The organism is Candidatus Poribacteria bacterium, from assembly GCA_026702755.1.
GTDB lineage: Bacteria > Poribacteria > WGA-4E > WGA-4E > WGA-3G > WGA-3G.
Window position 1 is genome coordinate 1 of record JAPPBX010000024.1, and the last position, 20153, is coordinate 20153.

The 20153-nt window shown below is 46.6% G+C and carries 13 protein-coding genes; 12 read left to right on the forward strand and 1 reads right to left on the reverse strand.

The features are described 5' to 3' along the window. From OXH39_04645 to OXH39_04665, 5 genes are all read left to right on the forward strand, one after another. The coding region (locus OXH39_04645) for an ABC transporter ATP-binding protein (GenBank protein MCY3549726.1) at nucleotides 1-1437 on the forward strand (1437 nt) is incomplete at its 5' end. Continuing rightward, complete coding sequence (locus OXH39_04650) at nucleotides 1437-3245, forward strand: ABC transporter ATP-binding protein (GenBank protein ID MCY3549727.1); 1809 nt, start codon at nucleotides 1437-1439, stop codon at nucleotides 3243-3245. The genes OXH39_04645 and OXH39_04650, both read left to right, overlap by 1 nt. Nucleotides 3246-3659: 414 nt before the next feature. Continuing rightward, nucleotides 3660-4961 carry an ABC transporter permease gene (locus tag OXH39_04655; GenBank protein ID MCY3549728.1) on the forward strand — a complete coding sequence of 434 codons (1302 nt, stop codon included), beginning with the start codon at nucleotides 3660-3662 and terminating at the stop codon, nucleotides 4959-4961. A 608-nt stretch (nucleotides 4962-5569) separates the two neighbouring features. After that, nucleotides 5570-7288 carry a DNA polymerase III subunit beta gene (gene dnaN, locus OXH39_04660; GenBank protein ID MCY3549729.1) on the forward strand — a complete coding sequence of 573 codons (1719 nt, stop codon included), beginning with the start codon at nucleotides 5570-5572 and terminating at the stop codon, nucleotides 7286-7288. Nucleotides 7289-7427: 139 nt separating this feature from the next. Continuing rightward, nucleotides 7428-8246: a phytanoyl-CoA dioxygenase family protein gene (locus OXH39_04665; GenBank protein MCY3549730.1), complete on the forward strand. Its 819-nt coding sequence runs from the start codon at nucleotides 7428-7430 to the stop codon at nucleotides 8244-8246. Here OXH39_04665 and OXH39_04670 read toward each other — a convergent pair. Beyond that, entirely contained in the window at nucleotides 8243-8380 is a 138-nt protein-coding gene (locus OXH39_04670; protein ID MCY3549731.1) for a transposase, read from the reverse strand. The genes OXH39_04665 and OXH39_04670 overlap by 4 nt on opposite strands. A gap of 324 nt (nucleotides 8381-8704) precedes the next feature. On the opposite strand from OXH39_04670, the gene OXH39_04675 reads away from it, so the two are divergent. From OXH39_04675 to OXH39_04705, 7 genes are all read left to right on the forward strand, one after another. Next, entirely contained in the window at nucleotides 8705-10273 is a 1569-nt protein-coding gene (locus tag OXH39_04675; GenBank protein MCY3549732.1) for an ABC transporter permease subunit, read from the forward strand. Between the two features lie 147 nt (nucleotides 10274-10420). Further along, nucleotides 10421-11872, forward strand: a complete 1452-nt coding sequence (locus tag OXH39_04680; protein MCY3549733.1) for an ABC transporter permease subunit — start codon at nucleotides 10421-10423, stop codon at nucleotides 11870-11872. A gap of 90 nt (nucleotides 11873-11962) precedes the next feature. Then, a complete protein-coding gene (locus tag OXH39_04685; protein MCY3549734.1) occupies nucleotides 11963-13183 on the forward strand; it encodes a sigma-70 family RNA polymerase sigma factor in 1221 nt (406 codons plus the stop codon). 205 nt (nucleotides 13184-13388) lie between these two features. After that, the gene (locus tag OXH39_04690; protein MCY3549735.1) at nucleotides 13389-15614 is read left to right on the forward strand and encodes a prolyl oligopeptidase family serine peptidase; all 2226 of its coding nucleotides are present in this window, start codon (nucleotides 13389-13391) and stop codon (nucleotides 15612-15614) included. Between the two features lie 375 nt (nucleotides 15615-15989). After that, nucleotides 15990-17960, forward strand: coding sequence for a DUF5916 domain-containing protein (locus OXH39_04695; GenBank protein ID MCY3549736.1), 1971 nt, complete (start codon nucleotides 15990-15992; stop codon nucleotides 17958-17960). Between the two features lie 156 nt (nucleotides 17961-18116). Next, nucleotides 18117-19526, forward strand: coding sequence for a hypothetical protein (locus tag OXH39_04700; protein MCY3549737.1), 1410 nt, complete (start codon nucleotides 18117-18119; stop codon nucleotides 19524-19526). 258 nt (nucleotides 19527-19784) lie between these two features. After that, nucleotides 19785-20078 carry an AtpZ/AtpI family protein gene (locus OXH39_04705; protein MCY3549738.1) on the forward strand — a complete coding sequence of 98 codons (294 nt, stop codon included), beginning with the start codon at nucleotides 19785-19787 and terminating at the stop codon, nucleotides 20076-20078. Nucleotides 20079-20153 lie beyond the last annotated feature (75 nt).

Below are 20153 nucleotides of genomic sequence, written 5' to 3' on the forward strand. Positions count from 1 at the left end.
GCGTTTGACGACGAAGAATCGCATGACCTCATCAATCGCGTCCTTGCCAGAGGGGATTCGAGCGTTGTCCAATTGATGCAGAATGGTCTGAGCCTTATTGAATTTATCCCAGTCCTACTCACCAGTACCGTTGTTTTAGGCCTGATTTCAATTTGGATCCCCGCCATCATCATCAGTGGCGCGATATTGCTGCGAGTCTTTGAAATTCGGATGGGGGCGCGCGTACGCCACTTTGAGGTAGAAAATACACGCAACAAACGACTCGCGGATTACTACGCCCAACTTCTAACAGAACGACGTAGTGCCCCCGAAATCCGTTTATGGGCAATCGGCGAAACCCTTCTCCACCGTTGGCGGACGATCCTCGCCCAATATCTTCGGGAACGCTTGCATATCGACTTTCAAAATGCCTCCCAAGGTATTTTCCAAGTGTTTATTTTCGTAGCTATCATCGCTGGGGCATTACTTGTTACATCGCTTTCACAAGGAAGGGTCGAAGCCGGACTCGCCGCTTTGGTGCTAACAGCACTCCGAAATATTACTGCAGGTATGAACTCTATGCAGTATCTCGTCATCGGTTTTGTCCAACACGCTGGTTACGGAGAAGACCTCCGCCATCTGTTAGAAAAAGACCAAGATGAAGATTCCCCTACAAAGCGTACACCCTATCCTCACCCGATACGTGAAGGTATCCGTTTGCATGATGTCGCGTATCGTTACCCGGGTGCAAACACAGACGCGCTCTCCGATATTAACATTGATATTCATCCGGGTGAAATTCTCGCTATAGTCGGTGAAAACGGCGCAGGAAAAACGACTTTAGCGCACATCTTAGCAGGCTTACGTTCTCCAACGACAGGACACGTCACAATAGACGGTATAGATACCGCCACAATCCCATCCGAAGACCTCCGACGTGCTTGCACCGCAGTGTTTCAGCATCCAGCACGCTATCCGACCACCCTACAAGAAAATTTGGTTTTGGATAGTAGGGGCGAGGTCACCTCGCCCTTACCTGCCGCCGATGCGCATGTTGAGGCGGTCTTAACCCAAGTCGGATTGCCAGTAGAAAAGTTCCCGCTAAATTCGTTTTTAGGTCCCGAATTCGGGGGTGTAGATTTCTCCGGTGGCGAATGGCAACGCGTCGCTATCGCCCGAAGTCTGCTTAAAGAAGGAGGCGAATTTGTCATTTTTGACGAACCCACGGCAGCCCTGGATCCGCTCGCTGAGTTGGAAATTTTTCAACAGTTCGTTGAATTAGTAGAGGGTAAAACTGCACTGCTCATCGCCCATCGACTCGGACCCACACGGCTTGCCGATCGCGTTGTTGTTTTGGATAATGGATACATTGCAGAAATCGGAAATCCCACTGAACTCCTACAGCGAAATGGAAAATACGCTGAAATGTTCGCAGCCCAAAGTGAGTGGTATCAATAATGAAAAACACAAATACATTACCGCGACGCGCTGTTCTTCGCTTAATCTGGCGATTTATACGGATTGCACCATTTCCGCTCCTTGTCATCCTTCTGCTCCGTTTGATAAACGCGGGACATCGCGGTTTTTCGCCGATTATCATCGCCGGATTCACAAACGCGTTAATAAACGCTGAAGGACTCTTTTTATGGATGGGGGTTTATCTCCTGCTAATGATCTTGGAGATACTAACCGATGTTTTCAACGGTGTAACACAGATGTGGTTCTCCAATAAAGCTGTGCTACATTTCCAGGAAGATCTTCTGCGTCAAGCTGGACAAACACCGCTCCTCCATTTTTTGGATGCTGACTTTCACGATAATCTTAGCCGGGCAACCCAAGGTTTCAGTGATCGCGTTGTCAGTTGGTTTCAGAGTGTTCTGGCAAATATCCATAGTGTTGCAGGCGTGTGCGGACTGTTGGGCGCGGTCCTCATTCTAAGTCGTAATATATGGTGTATGATCGCTTTGCTCGTCAGTTCCGCCATCATTCTCTTCACAAGGAAGCCCATTGCAAGGCTTGAACTCGAACGAGACCGCGCAGCAGCACGTCCTAACCGAACACAGACAGCATGGGCAGCTCGACTCTACCAACGGGTCAGCAGCCCAGAGGTGCGTCTCTTTACACTCCAACAGTGGCTGCTTTCAAAATGGGAAAACGCATATCATACGCTCGCTACGGTGGAAATAGGATCCCTGAAAAGGAAAACCGCTTGGAACGCACTTGCCAACCTCAGTTCTATCCTCGGATATTGCGTGATCGTTTTCATCGCAGCCCGAACTGCACATAGTGGAGATCCTGAAAAAATTGCCGGTATCTTCACTGGCTTAATTGCCGCCGCCGCTGGCTTACAAGGATTTCTCTCATATATGGCACACTCTATGGGAAATCTCGCCGAACAGAGCGGCATCTTACGTGACCTGGCGACACTGTTCACAACGCAATCTACGAAAGAGGAAAGCGTTTCTGATACGATGGAGAAACCTCAGGAGGGTCAGGGGCAACCACAAGGGATGCCCCTACTCGCCGCAGAAGCGAGAGAGATGACAGTTGCCATGAACGATCTCTCGTTCCAATACCCGCGCGCAGTGACGCAAACCCTCAAAGAGATTACCGCAAAAATCACACCCGGTGAAACCGTCGCGCTCGTTGGAAAAAATGGCGCAGGAAAGACAACACTCGCAAACATATTACTCGGTCTGTACGCGCCAGATAGTGGGACACTCACATTTTCACAGAGGGCACAGAACGGTATGACTTCCGAAAAACCTACAGCAAGTGCTGTCTTTCAAGACTTCACAAAGTTCCTACTGCCCGTCAGAGACAACATTGGCTTCGCTGACCTGAATCGCATGCAAGACGACAACCGTATGCGGCACACACTCGACAGAGCAGGCTCCACTTTCTCACAAGAACTCGATACTTGGCTCGGACATGAATTCGGCGGACGTGATGTGTCTGGTGGAGAATGGCTGCGCCTCGCCGTTGCGCGTGGACTTTTCCGACAGAGCCAATTTGTTGTGTTTGATGAACCCACTGCCGCCATCGACCCAGTCGCTGAAGTTGAAATGATCCGAGAACTGCTCACCAAAGACGAATCGCGTACCACCCTTGTCATCTCACATCGGCTTGGGGTCGCCCGCCTCTGCGACAGAATCCTTGTTTTAGATGAAGGACAACTCGTTGAAGACGGCACACATGAAGAGTTACTTGCTATGAACGGGTTATACGCCGAAATGTGGAACGCACAAGCGTCATGGTATGCTTAGACACAGAAATTCAATACAATTGTTGGTTCTAAAAATAGGCTTCTCGTTTTATAGAGAATGGCAGCCCAGCGAATGCGCGTGTGGGATTCCCAAAAAACCCTCTCCACGAAAGGCAAGCTTCCCTAAGCTAAAACGTGTCTTCGGCGTAAGACTTCTACCAATTTAAGATTCATGCAATCTTTTCGCGCTAAAATTGTATCTATAATAGTTGAGAAGAAAGAACACCCTTCTTTTTCAGAATTATGCCTACTTTTTTTGAATAGTTCGCGTCACTTATAGTGAATTGATAGAGTGCTTCTTTTTTTCATCAGACTTATGTTTCTGATATTGAAACTATATCCCTTTAATACACAACAACAACAAATCTAATCGAAAATCAGTATACAAAGATTTCACTATAGTTTGGAGGATGAAATGCGTATAGTCGAGGCGGTATCTGTCGGAATCTCTGCGATTCGTAGTAACAAAATGCGTTCATTATTAACCATGCTTGGTATTATCATCGGTGTCGCTTCGGTATTAGCAATGATAGCGATTGGTGATGGTGCCAAGGAAATTGTCCGGCAAGATGCACAGAAATTAGGTGGTGCAAATCAGTTCTTCGTGTACCGTATGTGGTACAAACGCGTAAACAACCGGTGGGTCCGTAATCGTAGCAGCGAGTACCTGAAATACGAAGATGTGTTGGCAATGGAGGCAGAATGTCCAACTGTTCGCGCTGCCACGCCACAAATCTGGAACTGGGGTGGTGTGCTCATCCAAGCTTCAGGTGGCTCTGAAACCCGTGCAGGCTGGAACGGCGTAGATGCCAACTATAACACCGCAATGGACTGGAACGTTAAAGACGGACGTTTTATTTCAGATGAAGAGGTCAGAAACGCATCAAAAGTCTGTGTGCTTGGGGATGAGGTTGCAACCGCCCTGTTCGGTGATAGATCACCGTTGGGGCAGGAAATTAAAATCGCACGAGACAGCGAATATCACAACCGTTGGGGACAAAAAGAGGGGAGACGATCCACGGAACGCTTCACGGTTATTGGCACATTCGTGCCGAGAGGTACAAGTCTCCGGTTCGGTGTTAGTTTCGATAATCTTGTCTTCATTCCTGTATCAACCATTCAGGAACGCTTCACAGGCAATGACCAGATTCCGCGTATCACGGTCTATGCACATACCGTTGACGATGTGCCACAGGCAGTTGAAGAGGTAAAAACCGTCATCCGGAAACGGCATAGAAATCAAGACGATTTCATCGAGATCTTTGAGATGCAAGCCGGTATGGCACAATTAGATAAAATCAGTAAAATCATAAAAATTACCTTAGGCAGCATCGCCGGATTCTCGCTCCTCGTCGGCGGCATCGGGATTATGAACATGATGTTAGTCGCTGTTACCGAACGCACTCGTGAAATTGGGCTTCGGAAGGCACTCGGTGCGAAACGGTTGGATATTCTACTGCAATTTCTAATAGAGTCAGTGATCCTATGTGGTGTCGGCGGTGCAATCGGCGTTGGGTTGGGCATTCTCGCCGGTGAAGGGATGGCACTGCTCGCTGTCAAAATCGTCAAAATTGTTCCCGAATGGCCCGCAGTTGTCTCCCCACAATGGATATTGATTTCTGTATCGGTTTCAGCGATAATCGGCATCTCCTTTGGTCTGTATCCCGCGCTAAAGGCATCGTCCCTTTCTCCCATTGAAGCTCTGCGCAAAGATTAGAATTTAGAACGACAAAGATATTTATGGTGAAATCTAAAAATAATAGATCTCTTGTAGGGGCACCCCTTGTGGGTGCCCGCATACTTTTTTACCCTTCCCTGAAAAAGCCCTTCTTTAACGCCAGTTTGAAAAAAGTCCGAGAAGTCAAGACCAAAGCACATTCAACAAAAAAGTCTCGATTTTTACGGAGTTAACCCCCTAAATCCCCCTTATCAGGGGGACTTTAAGAGGAAATGCGTCTGTCCTAAGTATTTATCAAACTCACGTTTCTTTAGGTTCAAATCTAATTGAGAACCTCTATCCACAAGTACATGGCAAAATACAATCAACCCAGAAAGAACACACAAAACAGCGTGAAATCTGGGTTGAGTTAAAAATGGAATTCGGTTAAAATATGTATAGGTAGAAAACGAGAGGTATTATCGGCTTCCTTTCAAACCTTTCAAAGGTGTTTTTTCGCTTCTTTTGCAGAATTATGCACACTTTTTTTTCGTAGTTCGCGTCACTATAGTGAAGTGAATTGATAAAGTGCTTCTTTGCGATTTGTAACCGAAACATGGAAATCGCATCAGCTCCTTTGATGAAAACAGTCTTTCTGGAGATATTTGATGAAAAACGACGATGTTGTGTTGATCCAACGCATTCTTGCGGGTGATGAGACCGCCTTTGCAAGTCTGGTGAGAAAGTACCAGAAACAGGTCCACACGCTTGCATGGCGGAAAATTCGGGATTTCCATATCGCTGAAGATATTACGCAGGAGACCTTTCTGCAAGCCTATCAGAAATTGGAAACCTTGGAAGACCCGACACGGTTTCCAAGATGGCTTTATGTGATTGCAGATCGGCTCTGTATTGCGTGGCTCCGAAAAAACCAGCGACAAACCGAACCTCTGGAAGAAGCCGACCTCTCAGGAATAGAGACAGAAGCATATTCCAGATTTGTCGCAACAGAGCACGCCGAAATTTTTGCTGAAGCGCGACGCGACCTGGTCGAAAAGCTGCTTGCGAAGTTGAAGGAAAACAACCGAACAGTCATCACGCTTCATTACCTTGAAGGCATGACTTATGCAGAAATCGTTAACTTCTTAGGTGTACCAGAAAACACGATTAGGAGTCGTCTCCGCCGCGCCCGGCAACAACTAAAGAAGTATGAATTCATGATTCAAGAAGCGTTAGATATCACAATTGAAGCGGAACATCACTCCCAAAAACATTTGAACGGAGATTTCAGAATGAAATTAACCTTTGAAAGAGATAACCTTTTGTCCTCTCTACAAGTGCTGCAGGGTGTCGCGAGTGAGCAGAATACGCCGCCTATTCTCATCCACGCCGAGGGAAGCACGATTGAATGTATGGCGACGGACATGGAAATCGGCATCAGAATGAAAGTTGACGGGACAGTCAAAGAAGCGGGTACAATCCTTATCCCCGCCGAAAAATTGGCGGATATTGTTAAAGGATGGCCCACTGAAAAACCGATAGACTTGACAACTACGACAAACAATCGGATTGAAATCACTTCTGGAAATGGCATTCACAAAACGGTCAAACTCGCCGATGAAGAATTCCCACAACTCCCTTCCATTGACGAGGCAGCATTCGCTATTGATGGAAAAACCCTGCGGTCTGTTCTTCATAAAACTGAATTTGCTGCGCCTGCAAAGAAAGCCAGACAAGCATGCCTAAACGGACTCTATTTTAACCTGCTTGAGGACAGAACCGAGATCGTTGCAGCCGATGGTATACAACTTGCCGTCGCACATTGTGAACCCCTTAAATTATCCCAAGAAAGCGATGGATTCATCGTCCCACTCAAAGCCGTCAAAGAGATTGAACGAACCTTTGCTAACGCCCCAGAGATAAAAATCTCACGCATTGAGAACCAGATTCTCTTTGCGGATGAGCGCGCTACGGTGACGACGCGATTGGTAGACGCTGAATATCCGCCGTATGAGAAACTCATTCCGGTGTCTCCTAAAGTGCGGACAGTTGTGCCGAAAGCGTCTATTGTGCATGCAATGGATAAAATTTTGTCGCGCGCAAATCCGGAACACTCTCGGATCTGTTTAGAAATAGATGAACAGCAGATTCGGATCTCGGCGAAGACCTCTGAGACAGATGAAATATATGAGACATTAGCGGTCGAGTCCAGCACTGGGAGCATCCGTATCGGTCTGAATGCTCAGCTGCTCATAGAGATACTCTTGCACATTGAAACGGAGTCTCTCGCACTAGAGTTCTCGAGTGGGTTGCAACCTGTCACTGTTAAACCGGTTGGGGCGGAAGGACATATCTGTCTCATCTGCCAGATGAACTTAGAATCCTAAGCATCAAGGAATCCCTCACTACCGCTGGCGAGGATTGTATCCTCGCCTCAAACCTCCATCGCCGCTGGCGCGGGTGTTTTTGCGGATTTCCGCTAGTATCCTCGCCTTCCCACAATTAAACACTATGTGGAGAACTTTAATGACCCCTGAAATCGCTTTACAAAAACGAGAGCAAATGATTCGCGATGGTTTCTGTGTCATCAACAACATTCTCACAGACGAATTTCTGCTGGCACTTCAAGACGAATCAGAACAACTTCTCGCTAATTATGTGCCACCAGAACACACCAGATACCATGGGCATCATCTACAAGTTACAAGCAAAGACAATACGCTCGTTCAGAAACTATTAGAATGGCACCCTACGCTCAATGCATTAGAAGAAATGGGGTTTGGCGATTTCACAGTCCCCGTAGGTATCACGATTCTGACGAAAGATCTAGGCGCACCGCCACTCTATTGGCATCAAGATTGGTACTATTGGAACGATCCAATTAGTTGCGCGCCTTGGCCCCAACATATCTTTATGAAATATTATCTCACCGATACAACACCAGAAAACGGCTGTTTAAAGGTTATTCCGCGGACACATCGCAAGCGCATTGATTTACACGACAAACTTCTCCATGCAAGCAAACTCGGTAATGTCCTAAAACCAGGATCAGAATCTAAGGAAAAATATTCTGTGATGTTCAATGACCATCCGGGTCAGGTGGATGTTTGTGTCAAAGCAGGTTCATTGGTGATGCGAGATGCACGCCTTCTACATTCCGTCCGAAAAAACGATACGGACAAACGACGCACAATGCTTCTCGTATGGATTGTCCGCCCAAACACCATTCCAGACTATTGGAGCCACGAAATCCCCGAACCCGTTTTAAATCGAGATGAAACCAAGGACTATCCCAGCTCACAGATCCCCAATGAATTTTTAACTTATAGTAAATCCCATAATTAGTTATACAGTTTTATGATTTGTTCAATAGTTGCTTCAGGGTTGTATTGATACTTTCGCTTAATATTAGCGAAGTCCTTCTCAATAGGGTTCAACTCCGGCGAATACGGCGGTAAAAATAGTAAACTCGCACCCATGCGGCATCCAAGAGATTTTAGCAGTTGAACCGGATGCAAAATTGCCGACAACATGGGGACATCTTAAACGAAAGTACGGTGTGCGCGATGGGTCAAATTGACGTATAAAATCTCATCCCTTTTAAGATTATGCCAATTTGGCAGACGTTCAGTGGAAATTTCCACTATTTCAAGCAATTACTATTGGCATAGATATTGCCTACCATATCAGTAAAATCTGAAAATATGTAGACAGTTATTCGGTGAAAAGCCCTCACCTTCGCTGGCGAGGTTTGTAACCTCGTCCTCATAATGTCGAAATAATTATAAGCTTTACTATAAATGATGTTCCTAACCCTGATACGCCAAGAACTTTTGACCCATCTGATGAGCGCACGTTTTTTTGCTGCGGTCATCATTACACTCTTACTGGTTGTCGCCAATACGTTTGTCTTGATCGGGGCACACGAAGAGCGTCTCGCCGACTATAGCCAGAAAGAAGCAGTGAACCGCGAGACAGTCGCAGCAACACCTGCCTATTCGGTTTTAAAGTTGAAGGTTCAGCGTCCTCCCAATCCCCTGAGTCTCTTTAGTGCCGGCTTAGAGACGCGTTTCGGCAGCGATATTGACATAGCATTTAACAGCGTGCCAGCCCTATCAAATCCCATAGCCGAGGTCAGACCAGACGAGGAATCTCAGTGGAAGTTTGATAGAGTGTCGTCCCTCTCAAGCCCCGGAGCACTCCTCGGTATAAATAACCCATATCTGCTCCTTTTTTCACAGATAGATCTCGTCTTTATCTTTCAAGTTGTGTTGAGCCTGATTGCCCTGCTTTTCGCTTATGATGCCATTGCAGGCGATTGGGAAACCGGCACCTTGCGCTTGGTGCTCTCACACCCTGTCGGGCGCGGGCACGTCCTGCTTGCCAAATATATTGCGGCGATGGTCTGTCTGCTGCTCCCTGTGCTAATGAGTCTGCTGCTCGCCCTGATTCAGTGTTCCTTCGCGCGTTCCCTGCAATTCAGCACAGAGGATTTTCTACGAATTGGCGGTATTGTTTTGACAACTATTGTTTACCTATCGGTTTTCTACCTGATCGGTCTGCTCATTTCCACAACAACCCGCCGGGCTGCCACGTCCTTGATGCTCTGTATGTTCCTGTGGGTCGTTTTGGTGCTTGTCTATCCAAACTGGAGCCGGTTTGCCCTGAACCCGGTGGACGACATGCGTGCAGAGAAGTTATCCGCTAACCAGCAGATAGCACAGATTCGGGAAGAGGCAGATCGAGAACAGAAGCGGTTCTTGGTGAACAGTCCACTTAAGGGAGACCCTCCAATATTTTTCGATACATTTACAGGTACCGACTTCTATAAAGGCGGGGCGTGGTATCTCGGAGATTTTCCTCGGGTTCACATCGAAATCGAATTGAAAAATACTGCGGATCCCTTGGTAACACACTTGCGCCGTTATTATGAATTTGCCGCGACACTGCAAATCCAGAATGCCGAAAAGGTGTACTTAGTTGGGAAGCAACTGATGGCACAGACATCCCTCCAGCAAGCACACTGGGATGAACGACTCATGAAACTTAGTCCGGTGAGTCTGTACACGTTCGCAACCGCCGCGTGGGCAGGTACCGATTTAGACAGCATGACCGACTATATCCGAGCCGCACAGATATACCGGCGTACCCTCATTGACGCTTTTCATGAGAGAGATGTCTTCGCGAGTCTGCAGTGGTTTTCAACAAATCAAGGCACCGTAGACTGGTCGATTCTGCCTGACTTTCGTTTTGAGCATGCAGATGTCAGCATCAACGCACAGCGCGCCCTACCGGAATTACTTTTGCTGGTCTTCATCAACCTCGTCCTATTCATGATAACATTTCTGGTCTTCATCAAAATTGAAGTATAGGACAGTTATCAGTTGTCAGTCGTCAGTTAAGAGATGTTTTGATTAAGTCAAAACCCTCTTTTAACGGATAACCGATGACTGATAACTGAAAATTAACGGATGACTTCTTAACTGAAAACTGAAAACTGAGAACCGAGAACTAATAAAATGATTTGGCATATTGTTACACGTGAACTTTTGGATCATCTCACGAGTCTCCGCTTCGCCTTAACCACGCTTATCCTCGTAGCGTTAATGGTCACCAACGCCGTTGTGCATCTTCAGACACATCCTGAACGCATTCGGAAATATTCTGAGAACGTTAGTGCATCCCACACCGAGTTGAAATCCCGCACACAGTTATATGCGCTGCTACAAAAGGGTCCGGGTAAACTATACAAACGACCTTCATCGCTCACCTTCATTGCCGATGGAGGGGACGCGTTTTTGCCAAGCAAAACCATGAGTGCCGGTTCCTGGAGACTCTACGGGTCCGCCAGCATTTGGGCAATGGGCGTTCCACGTCTGAATATGGAGGCGATCAGCAATCACCGCCCGACCGCCGTGGTGATTGATTGGGTCTTTATCATCACCTATCTGCTCTCCTTCATTCCGCTCCTCTTTACCTTTGATGCACTCTCAGGGGAACGAGAACGAGGGACGCTACGGCTATGTCTCGCAAATCCCATCTCGCGTCCTGCTTTGTTAGTGGGTAAATTCCTTGGCTCGCTGACCGCAGTCCTCATCCCTTTCTATTTCGCTGTGTTGTTCAATCTCGCCATCATTTCCACCGAGAATTGGACGCAGCTCAGTGGGACAGACTGGGGACGTGTAGGGCTCATCGTCCTGATTGCTTCTTGCTATGCTGGCATCTTCATTGCAGTTGGACTTATCGTCTCCGCGATGACACGAGAAAGCAGGTTAAGTCTCGTTGTCCTATTGCTAATTTGGGTGACCGCCGTAGTGTTTATGCCCTCAACCCTCGGCACTCTCTCAACAAAATGGATGCCCTCTGTCCAAACGCACCATCAATTTCGGATGGCAAAAGGGACCGCCTTCGACCAAATTTTAAGCGATTTCCTCAATAAAAAGGAAACTTTAAAAGAACGCCGTCAATCAGCAGGCACCTCTCAGGAAGAAGTTGCAGAGGTAGACACTTCAGAATTAGAGATCCAGCGCGAGTTCGTTAGCAAAGACATGGAAACACGGGAGCGGCTGAGCCGCCAGCATCTCGCTGCACAAAGCGCGCAAGTCCTCCACGCAAGACGAATAACTCGATGCTCCCCTGCAGCGGTTGTCCAATACGCCCTTGAATCCATGGCAGGTACAGGCTTTAATCGCCATTTGCAATTCTTAGAAAATTGTCATCTTCATATCCGTCAGTTCCGAGACTTTACCGTTGAAATGGATAGAGCAGATCCAGAAAGCCTTCACTTCATCGGCATCCCGAAAGGCATGTCAGAAAAGCCTGTCTCACCAGAGGCTATCCCGATGTTTGAGGATAAGTTAACTTTTCAAGATACACTCAATTCGGCTATAATGGATATACTGTTGCTCATTTTACTACTCGGTATATTTCTTTCAGGTGCCTTCCTCGTCTTCCTACGTTCAGAGGTATAAGGTACAGCGAAAAATCAGGTAATTTTACTTTTTTAAACCGCCCCCCGAAAAAGCCCACTCTTTAAGTTAAAATCTAATTGAGGACTATCTATGCGATCAGATATATCAATCCACACCACTCTGAAAGATGAAGAGCTCATCCAACTTGTACAAATGGGGAATGAGTCAGCATTTACAGAACTGATGTCGCGTTATAGTCCACGCATCTGGAAAGTGATTATCGCAAATTCGAGACAACGCCGCGATGCCGAAGAAATTCTCATGGATGTCTGGAAATCCGTCTGGGAAAATATCAGTGGACTGCGGAGTGTTGAAAGTTTCGGTGGATGGCTGCATCGCATCGCTTACAACGCTTGCAAGCGGTATTACGCTTCACTGCCTCATTCAACAGACGAGATGCCGTATAGTTACGCTGACTTAACCGATCAGATCGATCGGGACGCGGTTGCGCGTTTCTGGGAAACAGAACTCCACGATGCTGTGAGAGAAGCAGTGCATCACCTGCCAGATAAAGTACGCCGCGTTGCGGTCCTATACTATCTGGAATTGTGGAGCGTCAACGAGATCCATGCTGAACTCGGATTAGCGATAGGCACAATCAAGACGAAATTAAGACAGACACGCGAACTTCTCCGCAAGGAGTTTGATGTCGAACTTGAAAGAGGGAGAACCATGTCATCTAAACAGGAAAAATCCAAACACATCCAACCCAGAATCAAGGTTATTGGGGTCGGTAGCGCGGGCGGCAACGCCGTCAAACGAATGATTGAAGCCGGTTTGACGGACATCGAATTTTATGCTGTGAATACAGACAAGGAAACACTCGACAAGCACCATGAAGCAACACCGGTGCAGATCGGTGCTAACACCACCCAAGGGCTGGGTTGTGGCGCGAACCCAGAAATAGGTAGAAGGGCAGCTGAGGAAGACAGGGAAAAACTCCACAGCCTCGTAGCAGATGCGGATATCGTTTTTATTATAGCCGGTATGGCGGGGGGAACAGGCGCGGGTGCTTCGCCGCTGATTGCTTCCCTCGCTCGAGAACAGGGTGCTTTAGCCGTAGGCGTTGTGGCACAGCCGTTCAATTTTGAAGGTCAACTTCGCAGTAAAAAAGCAGAACAAGGCTTACAAGAACTTCAGAGAAATGCTGATTCCGTTGTGGTGGTATGGAACCAACAATTACTTGATTCAATAGAGAAGAAGCAGAAACTATCAATCACAATACGTGAGGCATTCCATCTCAGTGATGAAATGCTGTGCCGCAACGTTGAAAGAAGCATCTCGGAATTTCATGCCAGCACCCTGTCCTGAGCTACCTAACGCTCTCAGGTAGCACCAGAAAACACTTTTTCACCCCTTTTTATTGTAAAATCCGTAATTACTTATACACCAACACAAGGGCGAGGATACAATCCTCGCCAGCGACAGTGGGCTGTTGTTCCCTGACGAACTGTAAACATATTTTTGGATTTTACTATAAACGTGAATTCGACATAAGAAAAGGAAAGGCGAAATAATGCATACTGAAATGTTAAGAAGTATTGAAGACATCCTATCAATCGAACTACTCACGCTATTTGATCCAATTGCCGTTTCACCAGATGGGACACAACTTGCTGTTGCTGTCCAAAGTTATTCCAGAAAACGCGTAGGAACTGGAATCGATGGTTATATTCCAACAGGCTTACTTGACTTACAGGAAGGCAGTGAAATTTGGCTTGTCAATGTTCAAAGTGGCGAATCTCGGAACCTCACACCGAACTGGGGAACAAGTTACTGCCCTGCTTGGTCACCAGATGGGAAAACATTGGCTTTTTATTCGGATAAGCACGAAACAGCCCAACTGTGGATATGGGAAGTCGGCGAAGATGAACCACAACTCGCAAGTGATGTCATGATTCGACCTTTTTTGGCGTTCACACCCTCACCGCTCTGGACACCTGATGGAACGCGTATCATCGTTAGGCTGCATGCAGAAACAGAGATAGGCGAAGAACCACCGCCAGACGAAGAAAAGACATCAGTGACAGTCTTTGAGAGTCCGATTGCTGGACAATCGGAAAATGCATTCCGACCGCGACGAACTGCATGGTTTGATGCGCGGTATCGCGCAGACATTGGCATAATAACGGTTGCCACAGGGGAAGTCCAAACGTTAGCGCACGGATTCTATCCATCCGGTATTCGCGTCGCCCCAGATGGAAGTGCCGCGGCGTTTATGAGTTTTCAAGGAATAGAAAGTAACTCGCAACTATTTTACGACCTCTATCTTTCGCCTCTGAATGGTGGACCCCCGAAATTACTTGCTGACTCGCTTAAATTTAGTTGGGGACTTTCGTTCACTTGGTCGCCAGATGGACGCTACATTGCGTACATGACAGAAAACAAAGAGGCAAAAGATGAACTTTTCCTTATTTCGACAACTGACGGTAGCCAACTGAATCTCACTCAAGACACCGACATTGAACTGACAAATGGGTCGCATCCCCCTTTATCGCCTTTATGGAGTTCAGATAGCAAACACCTATTCTGGGTTGCGCGAGGCGATCTCTGGCGAATCTCTGTCGCCGATAAAACTATTGAGAAACTCACAGATGGATTTGACCGTCACGTTGTCCGGATTGTTCGTTGTGCCCAAGCAGACACCGCCTGGGCACCGGACAACGCTGAAGTGATATACATTCATACAGTACACTTTAAAAGTGCTCAGTCCGGTTTTCATCGCGTCAACCTGAAAACGCGCGAAATCACACAGTTGGTTGAAGAAAAGCGTAATTACAATCCTATGGGTAGAAACATGGATGTTGCACCGCAAACGGGAAACATTTTCTACAGTATTGAGGATGTCCGTCATCCGCCCGATGTGTGGGTAGCGGATGCCAACTTTCAAAATCCACGGCAACTCACTCAACTGAATCCAAACATTGAAACAGATCCGCTTGGCACTTCACAGATCGTCACTTGGCAGACACCCTCTGGCAAGAATCTCAGAGGTGCCTTGTTACTCCCACCAGATTACGTAGAGGGTAAACGTTATCCGTTAATTACGCAGGTCTATGGCGGTAAATTTCTCTCATATCAATTTAACGATTTCGGCACAGATCACCATGGAGGCAATTTTCTGCTGACGAATCAAGGTTACGCTGTCTTCCTTCCTGATACACCGATGGAAACCAACGCGCCTGTCCAAGAATTGGCAGAGATGGTGCTCTCTGGTATAGATACGCTAATTGACATCGGAATTGCCGATCCCAACCGTTTAGGAATAATGGGACATAGTTATGGAGGTTACTGCGTCAACGCCCTAATTACACAAACACCGCGGTTTGCCGCAGCTGTCAGTAGTGCCGGATGTGGGAATTTAATTAGTTCCTACGGACATTTGACAGAAGACGGAGATAGCATGTGGATTCATTGGACAGAAAGTGGACAAGCCAAAATGGGAGGATCGCTTTGGGAATTCCGGGACCGATATATTGAAAACTCACCGATCTTTTTCCTTGATAAGGTGGAAACACCGCTGTTGTTGGTTGTTGGTGCTTTAGATGTTCCTGCTGTCCCACAGTCAGGGGAAATGTTTTCGGGTTTGCGTAGACTTGGGAAAAAAGCCGTTTTAGCGCGATATGAGGGCGAAGGACATTCACAAGCTACATCATGGCGTTACCCAAATATATTTGACTATTGGCAGCGCGTGCTTTCTTGGTTTGATGAGCATTTCCCAGAAGATGATATTCTAACCTAAGTTGCCACCATTGTAGCACCAGCTGTACGAAGTTGAATATAGTAAAGCCCCAAAATACGTAGACACTCTGAAAAACACAAAATACCACCCCTTCGCTGGCGAGGTTTGGAACCTCGCCTTTTCCTTATAAACATAAGCAAAAAAGTGCAACTTTTCTCCACCCCATTTGTAGTACCTATCACAAGCCTCTTGTCAGGTTTTCGTGCCCTGATTCAATCAAGGTTTGTCTTGCTATTTACTTAGCAGACCTCATTAAGTTTTTCCACTATCCCTTTCAATCTTAAGGGACTCTACATAGGTAAATCCACAGAAATAGGAGAAAACAAATTGAATAGAAATTCCACAACAATACAAAAAGGAACAATTGATAAACACATGAAAACAAATTTGTTAATGATCATAGTCTTGACACTCACTATAGGCTCTCAATTAACGGCTGTTTCAAATGACCCAACAGTAAAAAAAGACCTAACCGCAGTAAAAACAGATCACCCCCCCACCATTGATGGCGTTCTCGACGATACCTGCTGGCAAGACGCACCACAAGCCACTGGGTTTACAGACGAACGCACCGAAAAACCGGCGAAGAACCAATCCATCGCTCGGCTCGTTTATACAGACAAAGCCATCTACCTCGGCGTTTATCTCTATGACGATATGCCCGATAAAATTGTGGCACGCCAAACCAAAGACCAAACCCGATTTCAAGGTGAAGACTGGATGTCCTTCAGCCTTGATCCGTTCCACACGCACCAATTTTCCGATAGAAACTTCTTTATGGCGAACGCGCTCGGCACGAAATTCGCGCATCTCGCCACCGGACGCGCCGAAAAAAGCGAATGGATCGGGTTATGGAAGGCTGCCGCACAGATTGTAGACGACGGTTGGATTGTAGAGATGGAAATCCCGTGGCAGATGCTGGATTACCCTAATACAACAGAACCTGTCCGGATGGGCATCAACATTGATAGGGGGCAGCAGCGGACAGGAGAAAAATCGTGGTGGTGTAATTTAGGCGTTAATGAATTTAGAGAGAACGATGGCCAATGGGTTGATGTTCTGCCGCCGCCTCGGCAGCGCGAGTTGAAACTGCTGCCGTATCTCGTTGGTGGATACAGCGACAAGGAAACAACAAACAAGGCGTATACTGCCCGCGCGGGGGCGGACCTCCGTTATGAGGTTACACCGCAGTTACGGCTCATCGGCACAGCCAATCCCGATTTTGACAACATTGAACAAGCCGTAGAAGGTATAGATTTCTCCTACGGTGAACGCTACGTACCCGACCGCCGTCCCTTCTTCTCCGAAGGTGGTAATGTCTACAACGTTGGGCAGCTTTTCTATTCGCGGCGGATAGAGGATATGGACAGCGGGCTTAAACTCTTTGGGAAACTGGGGAAAAATACCTCAGTTGGCACCTTAGGTACGTACCATAAAAACAACCAAAACTTTATCCTTAGTGCCTCCCAATCCCTTACTGCGACATCTCAAGTCAGTGCTGTGTTCTTATCACACCACAAACAAGGTAATCCGGCGAACAACGTCGGCTCTGTATCAGGTAGTGCGCGACGCGGAAGATTTGCAGTATTCAGTGATCTCACGCAAAGTTGGGCGGATGAATCAGATGGAAGAACAGGAACTGTTGGTTTGGTTTACAAAAGTCACCTCATTGAAGCGGTTTCAAGAGTTTTCTTTACAGATCCAGATTTTGTGAACAATCTCGGTTACCATCCGTTCAAAGGCTACCGCGGTGTCAACCTCACTACTATGTTCAAAAACGAGTGGCGCGAAGGGATTGTCCGCCGTCTCACTCTCTTTACCCATACTGACGCTTCTAACACATACCAAGGTGAGGTTTTCAGTCGTGACATCAGGCTTGGTGCACAACTCTTGACACACAGTGACTATTCAGTTTCTGCTTTCTGGAACGGTGGTCAATTTAAAGAATTCTCAGACTCATTGTTCAGCATCAGTTTAGGAGTTCGTGCCACGGATCGCTTTAACAACTTCAGTGTCAGCTATGACTGGGGTGAACAGGCAGGTGAGCAGTTTTATAGCATTAGTGGAAATCTGAATCTGCGTGCTTACGGCTTCACCGCTGGCTTGACCTCCCAAGTCCAGTGGCATTTCAAGCGTCGTTACCAACAGATTTTAACGCTCACGTATGACTTCAGTCCTGCGTTAAGCCTCGGCAGTCGTTTGATCTGGCAAGCAGAAGGCATTAATACCTACTTCGCGCTGCGCCGCTCAGGTTACGCTGGCACCGATTTTTTCATCATCCTCGGCGATCCAAATGCCCAGGAATTCAAACAGCGTTTAGTTGCTAAGGTGATTCGGGCATTTTAGATTTTCTCCGATATGTATGTTGCGTATAAACGGTTCAATTGTATTCTCCTGAATCTTATGGTATAATGCATCCGGTTGCTTAACGAGGACACCTGCTTCTAAAACCTTTGAGTCCTTTTAACAACTGTTATACCTAAGCATTCAGGAGAATTTTTTATGCGAAATCTGTGGGGACCATACAAACTTACGTTGGTTCTACTTTTATGTGTTTCCCTCTACGCAGCAGCACAAGAAACTAAAGTCGAAAAGGATACAGAAATGGAAAAAAACAGAATCCAGATTTATAAAGAAAACCCGCGTTACTGGCAGTATAAAGGCAAGCCAATTCTGCTCATCGGCGGTTCCGTCGAAGACAATCTATTTCAGATACCAAATCTTAAAGAACACCTTGAATTGCTGAAGTCGGTCGGTGGCAACTATGTACGCTCCACAATGAGTTGGGTCGATGAAGGCGATGTGCCACCCTTTAAAAAAGTCGGCAATCAATACGACTTAAATCAGTGGAACGACGAATTTTGGAACCGTTTTCAGAACTTCATAACGTGGACGCACGAGATGGATATTATCGTCCAGATTGAGGTGTGGGCAACCTTCAACTATTACCGCGAACCGTGGGCTGCGAATCCTTTCAACCCAAAAAATAACAGCAATTACACCGCAGAAGAGACAGAGTTACCGACTGCTGTTAACAGCCATCCCCTTGCAACGGGCAACAATTTTTTCTGGTCTGTACCGAAAGAGCATAACCAACAGATCGTCTTGAAATATCAGCAAAAATTTGTGGATAAACTCCTTTCCGAAACGCTTCCGTATGGCCATATACTCTACTGTATGGACAACGAAACCGCCGTCACAGCTGCATGGGGTGAATACTGGGCAACCTATATTCAGCAGAAAGCAGCAGAGTCTGGACGCGTTGTTGAAACAACGGAGATGTGGGACCCGTGGGATCTATCCGATGAGAAGCATAAAGCGACGTTTGACCATCCTGAAACCTATTCCTTCTGCGATATATCACAAAATAACCACCAGAAACGGCAGCGGCATTGGGATAACGCCCAGAAAATTCGGACACAACTTTCGCCGATCCGTCCCATCAATAATATTAAGATTTACGGTGCTGATGGCGGACGATTCGGCAGTACGCAAGATGGATTGGAACGATTTTGGCGAAATATATTTGGTGGATTTGCATCAGCACGGTTCCACCGTCCGGACAGCGGCGTTGGTTTGAACGAAACCGCACAAGCACATATTAAAAGCATGCGAACCATCACAGACGAAATGGACATTTTTACGTGCGAACCCCACAATGAACTACTTTCCAATAGAGCAGATAACGAAGCGTATGCTTTCGCAAATCTCGGACAAGAATATGCTGTCTACTTTCCAAATGGTGGTTCGGTCAATATCAACCTCAGTACAGATACCAAAAAACTAACAGTCAGATGGCTAAATATCACTAAAAGTCAGTGGACACAAGAAGAGGAGATTTCCTTCAACGATAGTATCACATTATCTGCACCAACCGAAGATCACTGGGCAGTTTTGATTCAAACTAAATAATCTCAGCAGTATTAAGAAACAAATTTTAGGTTTTCAGGAAGGTTGGAAAACAGGAAGACTGGAAGAAACGCTGTATCTGCCACCTGCCAACTTCTATACTTCCAATCTTCCAACTCAATTGAAATTTGCTCCGCAAGCCCCTAATTTAGAAAATATTCCTTTTTTTTGCATTCTCCATAATCTTGTGATATAATATATACCGTTGCTAACGAGGAAATATGTTCCCAAAATCATTTTCACGTTATGGAAGTAACCGTCATGTTCAAACATCGGCTAAATCAGCTCAAAAATGAAAATGTTGGGATGTTTGACCTCGCTTCTATCGGGATAACGCTTGCCCTTGCGATCTGTATCGGTTATTTCGGGGGTAAGTGGATCGGTGGAAAATTAGGCAACACAGCAGTTGGAGCATACATCGGTTTCGGAATGGGAGTTGCCGCCGGATTCATGGAAATGTTTCGTTCGGTAGCACGCTGGAACCGACGGCTTGAAAGTATAGAAAAACAGCGTCGTGGCGATTCACACCAAGTACAGAACACCGAAAAAGAATAACGTCTGAAAGTATCAGGGATCTGGAGATTTCGGCATCTATAATTCGCCGTTATTTTGACAAAGGAGTCCCTTACG

Coding starts and splice junctions, on each gene's coding strand:
- OXH39_04705 (MCY3549738.1), top strand. CDS start 19,785: ATGTTCAAACATCGGCTAAATCAGCTCAAAAATGAAAATGTTGGGATG.
- OXH39_04665 (MCY3549730.1), top strand. CDS start 7,428: ATGACCCCTGAAATCGCTTTACAAAAACGAGAGCAAATGATTCGCGAT.
- OXH39_04685 (MCY3549734.1), top strand. CDS start 11,963: ATGCGATCAGATATATCAATCCACACCACTCTGAAAGATGAAGAGCTC.
- OXH39_04675 (MCY3549732.1), top strand. CDS start 8,705: ATGTTCCTAACCCTGATACGCCAAGAACTTTTGACCCATCTGATGAGC.
- dnaN (MCY3549729.1), top strand. CDS start 5,570: ATGAAAAACGACGATGTTGTGTTGATCCAACGCATTCTTGCGGGTGAT.
- OXH39_04655 (MCY3549728.1), top strand. CDS start 3,660: ATGCGTATAGTCGAGGCGGTATCTGTCGGAATCTCTGCGATTCGTAGT.
- OXH39_04695 (MCY3549736.1), top strand. CDS start 15,990: ATGAAAACAAATTTGTTAATGATCATAGTCTTGACACTCACTATAGGC.
- OXH39_04690 (MCY3549735.1), top strand. CDS start 13,389: ATGCATACTGAAATGTTAAGAAGTATTGAAGACATCCTATCAATCGAA.
- OXH39_04650 (MCY3549727.1), top strand. CDS start 1,437: ATGAAAAACACAAATACATTACCGCGACGCGCTGTTCTTCGCTTAATC.
- OXH39_04700 (MCY3549737.1), top strand. CDS start 18,117: ATGCGAAATCTGTGGGGACCATACAAACTTACGTTGGTTCTACTTTTA.
- OXH39_04670 (MCY3549731.1), bottom strand. CDS start 8,380: ATGGGTGCGAGTTTACTATTTTTACCGCCGTATTCGCCGGAGTTGAAC.
- OXH39_04680 (MCY3549733.1), top strand. CDS start 10,421: ATGATTTGGCATATTGTTACACGTGAACTTTTGGATCATCTCACGAGT.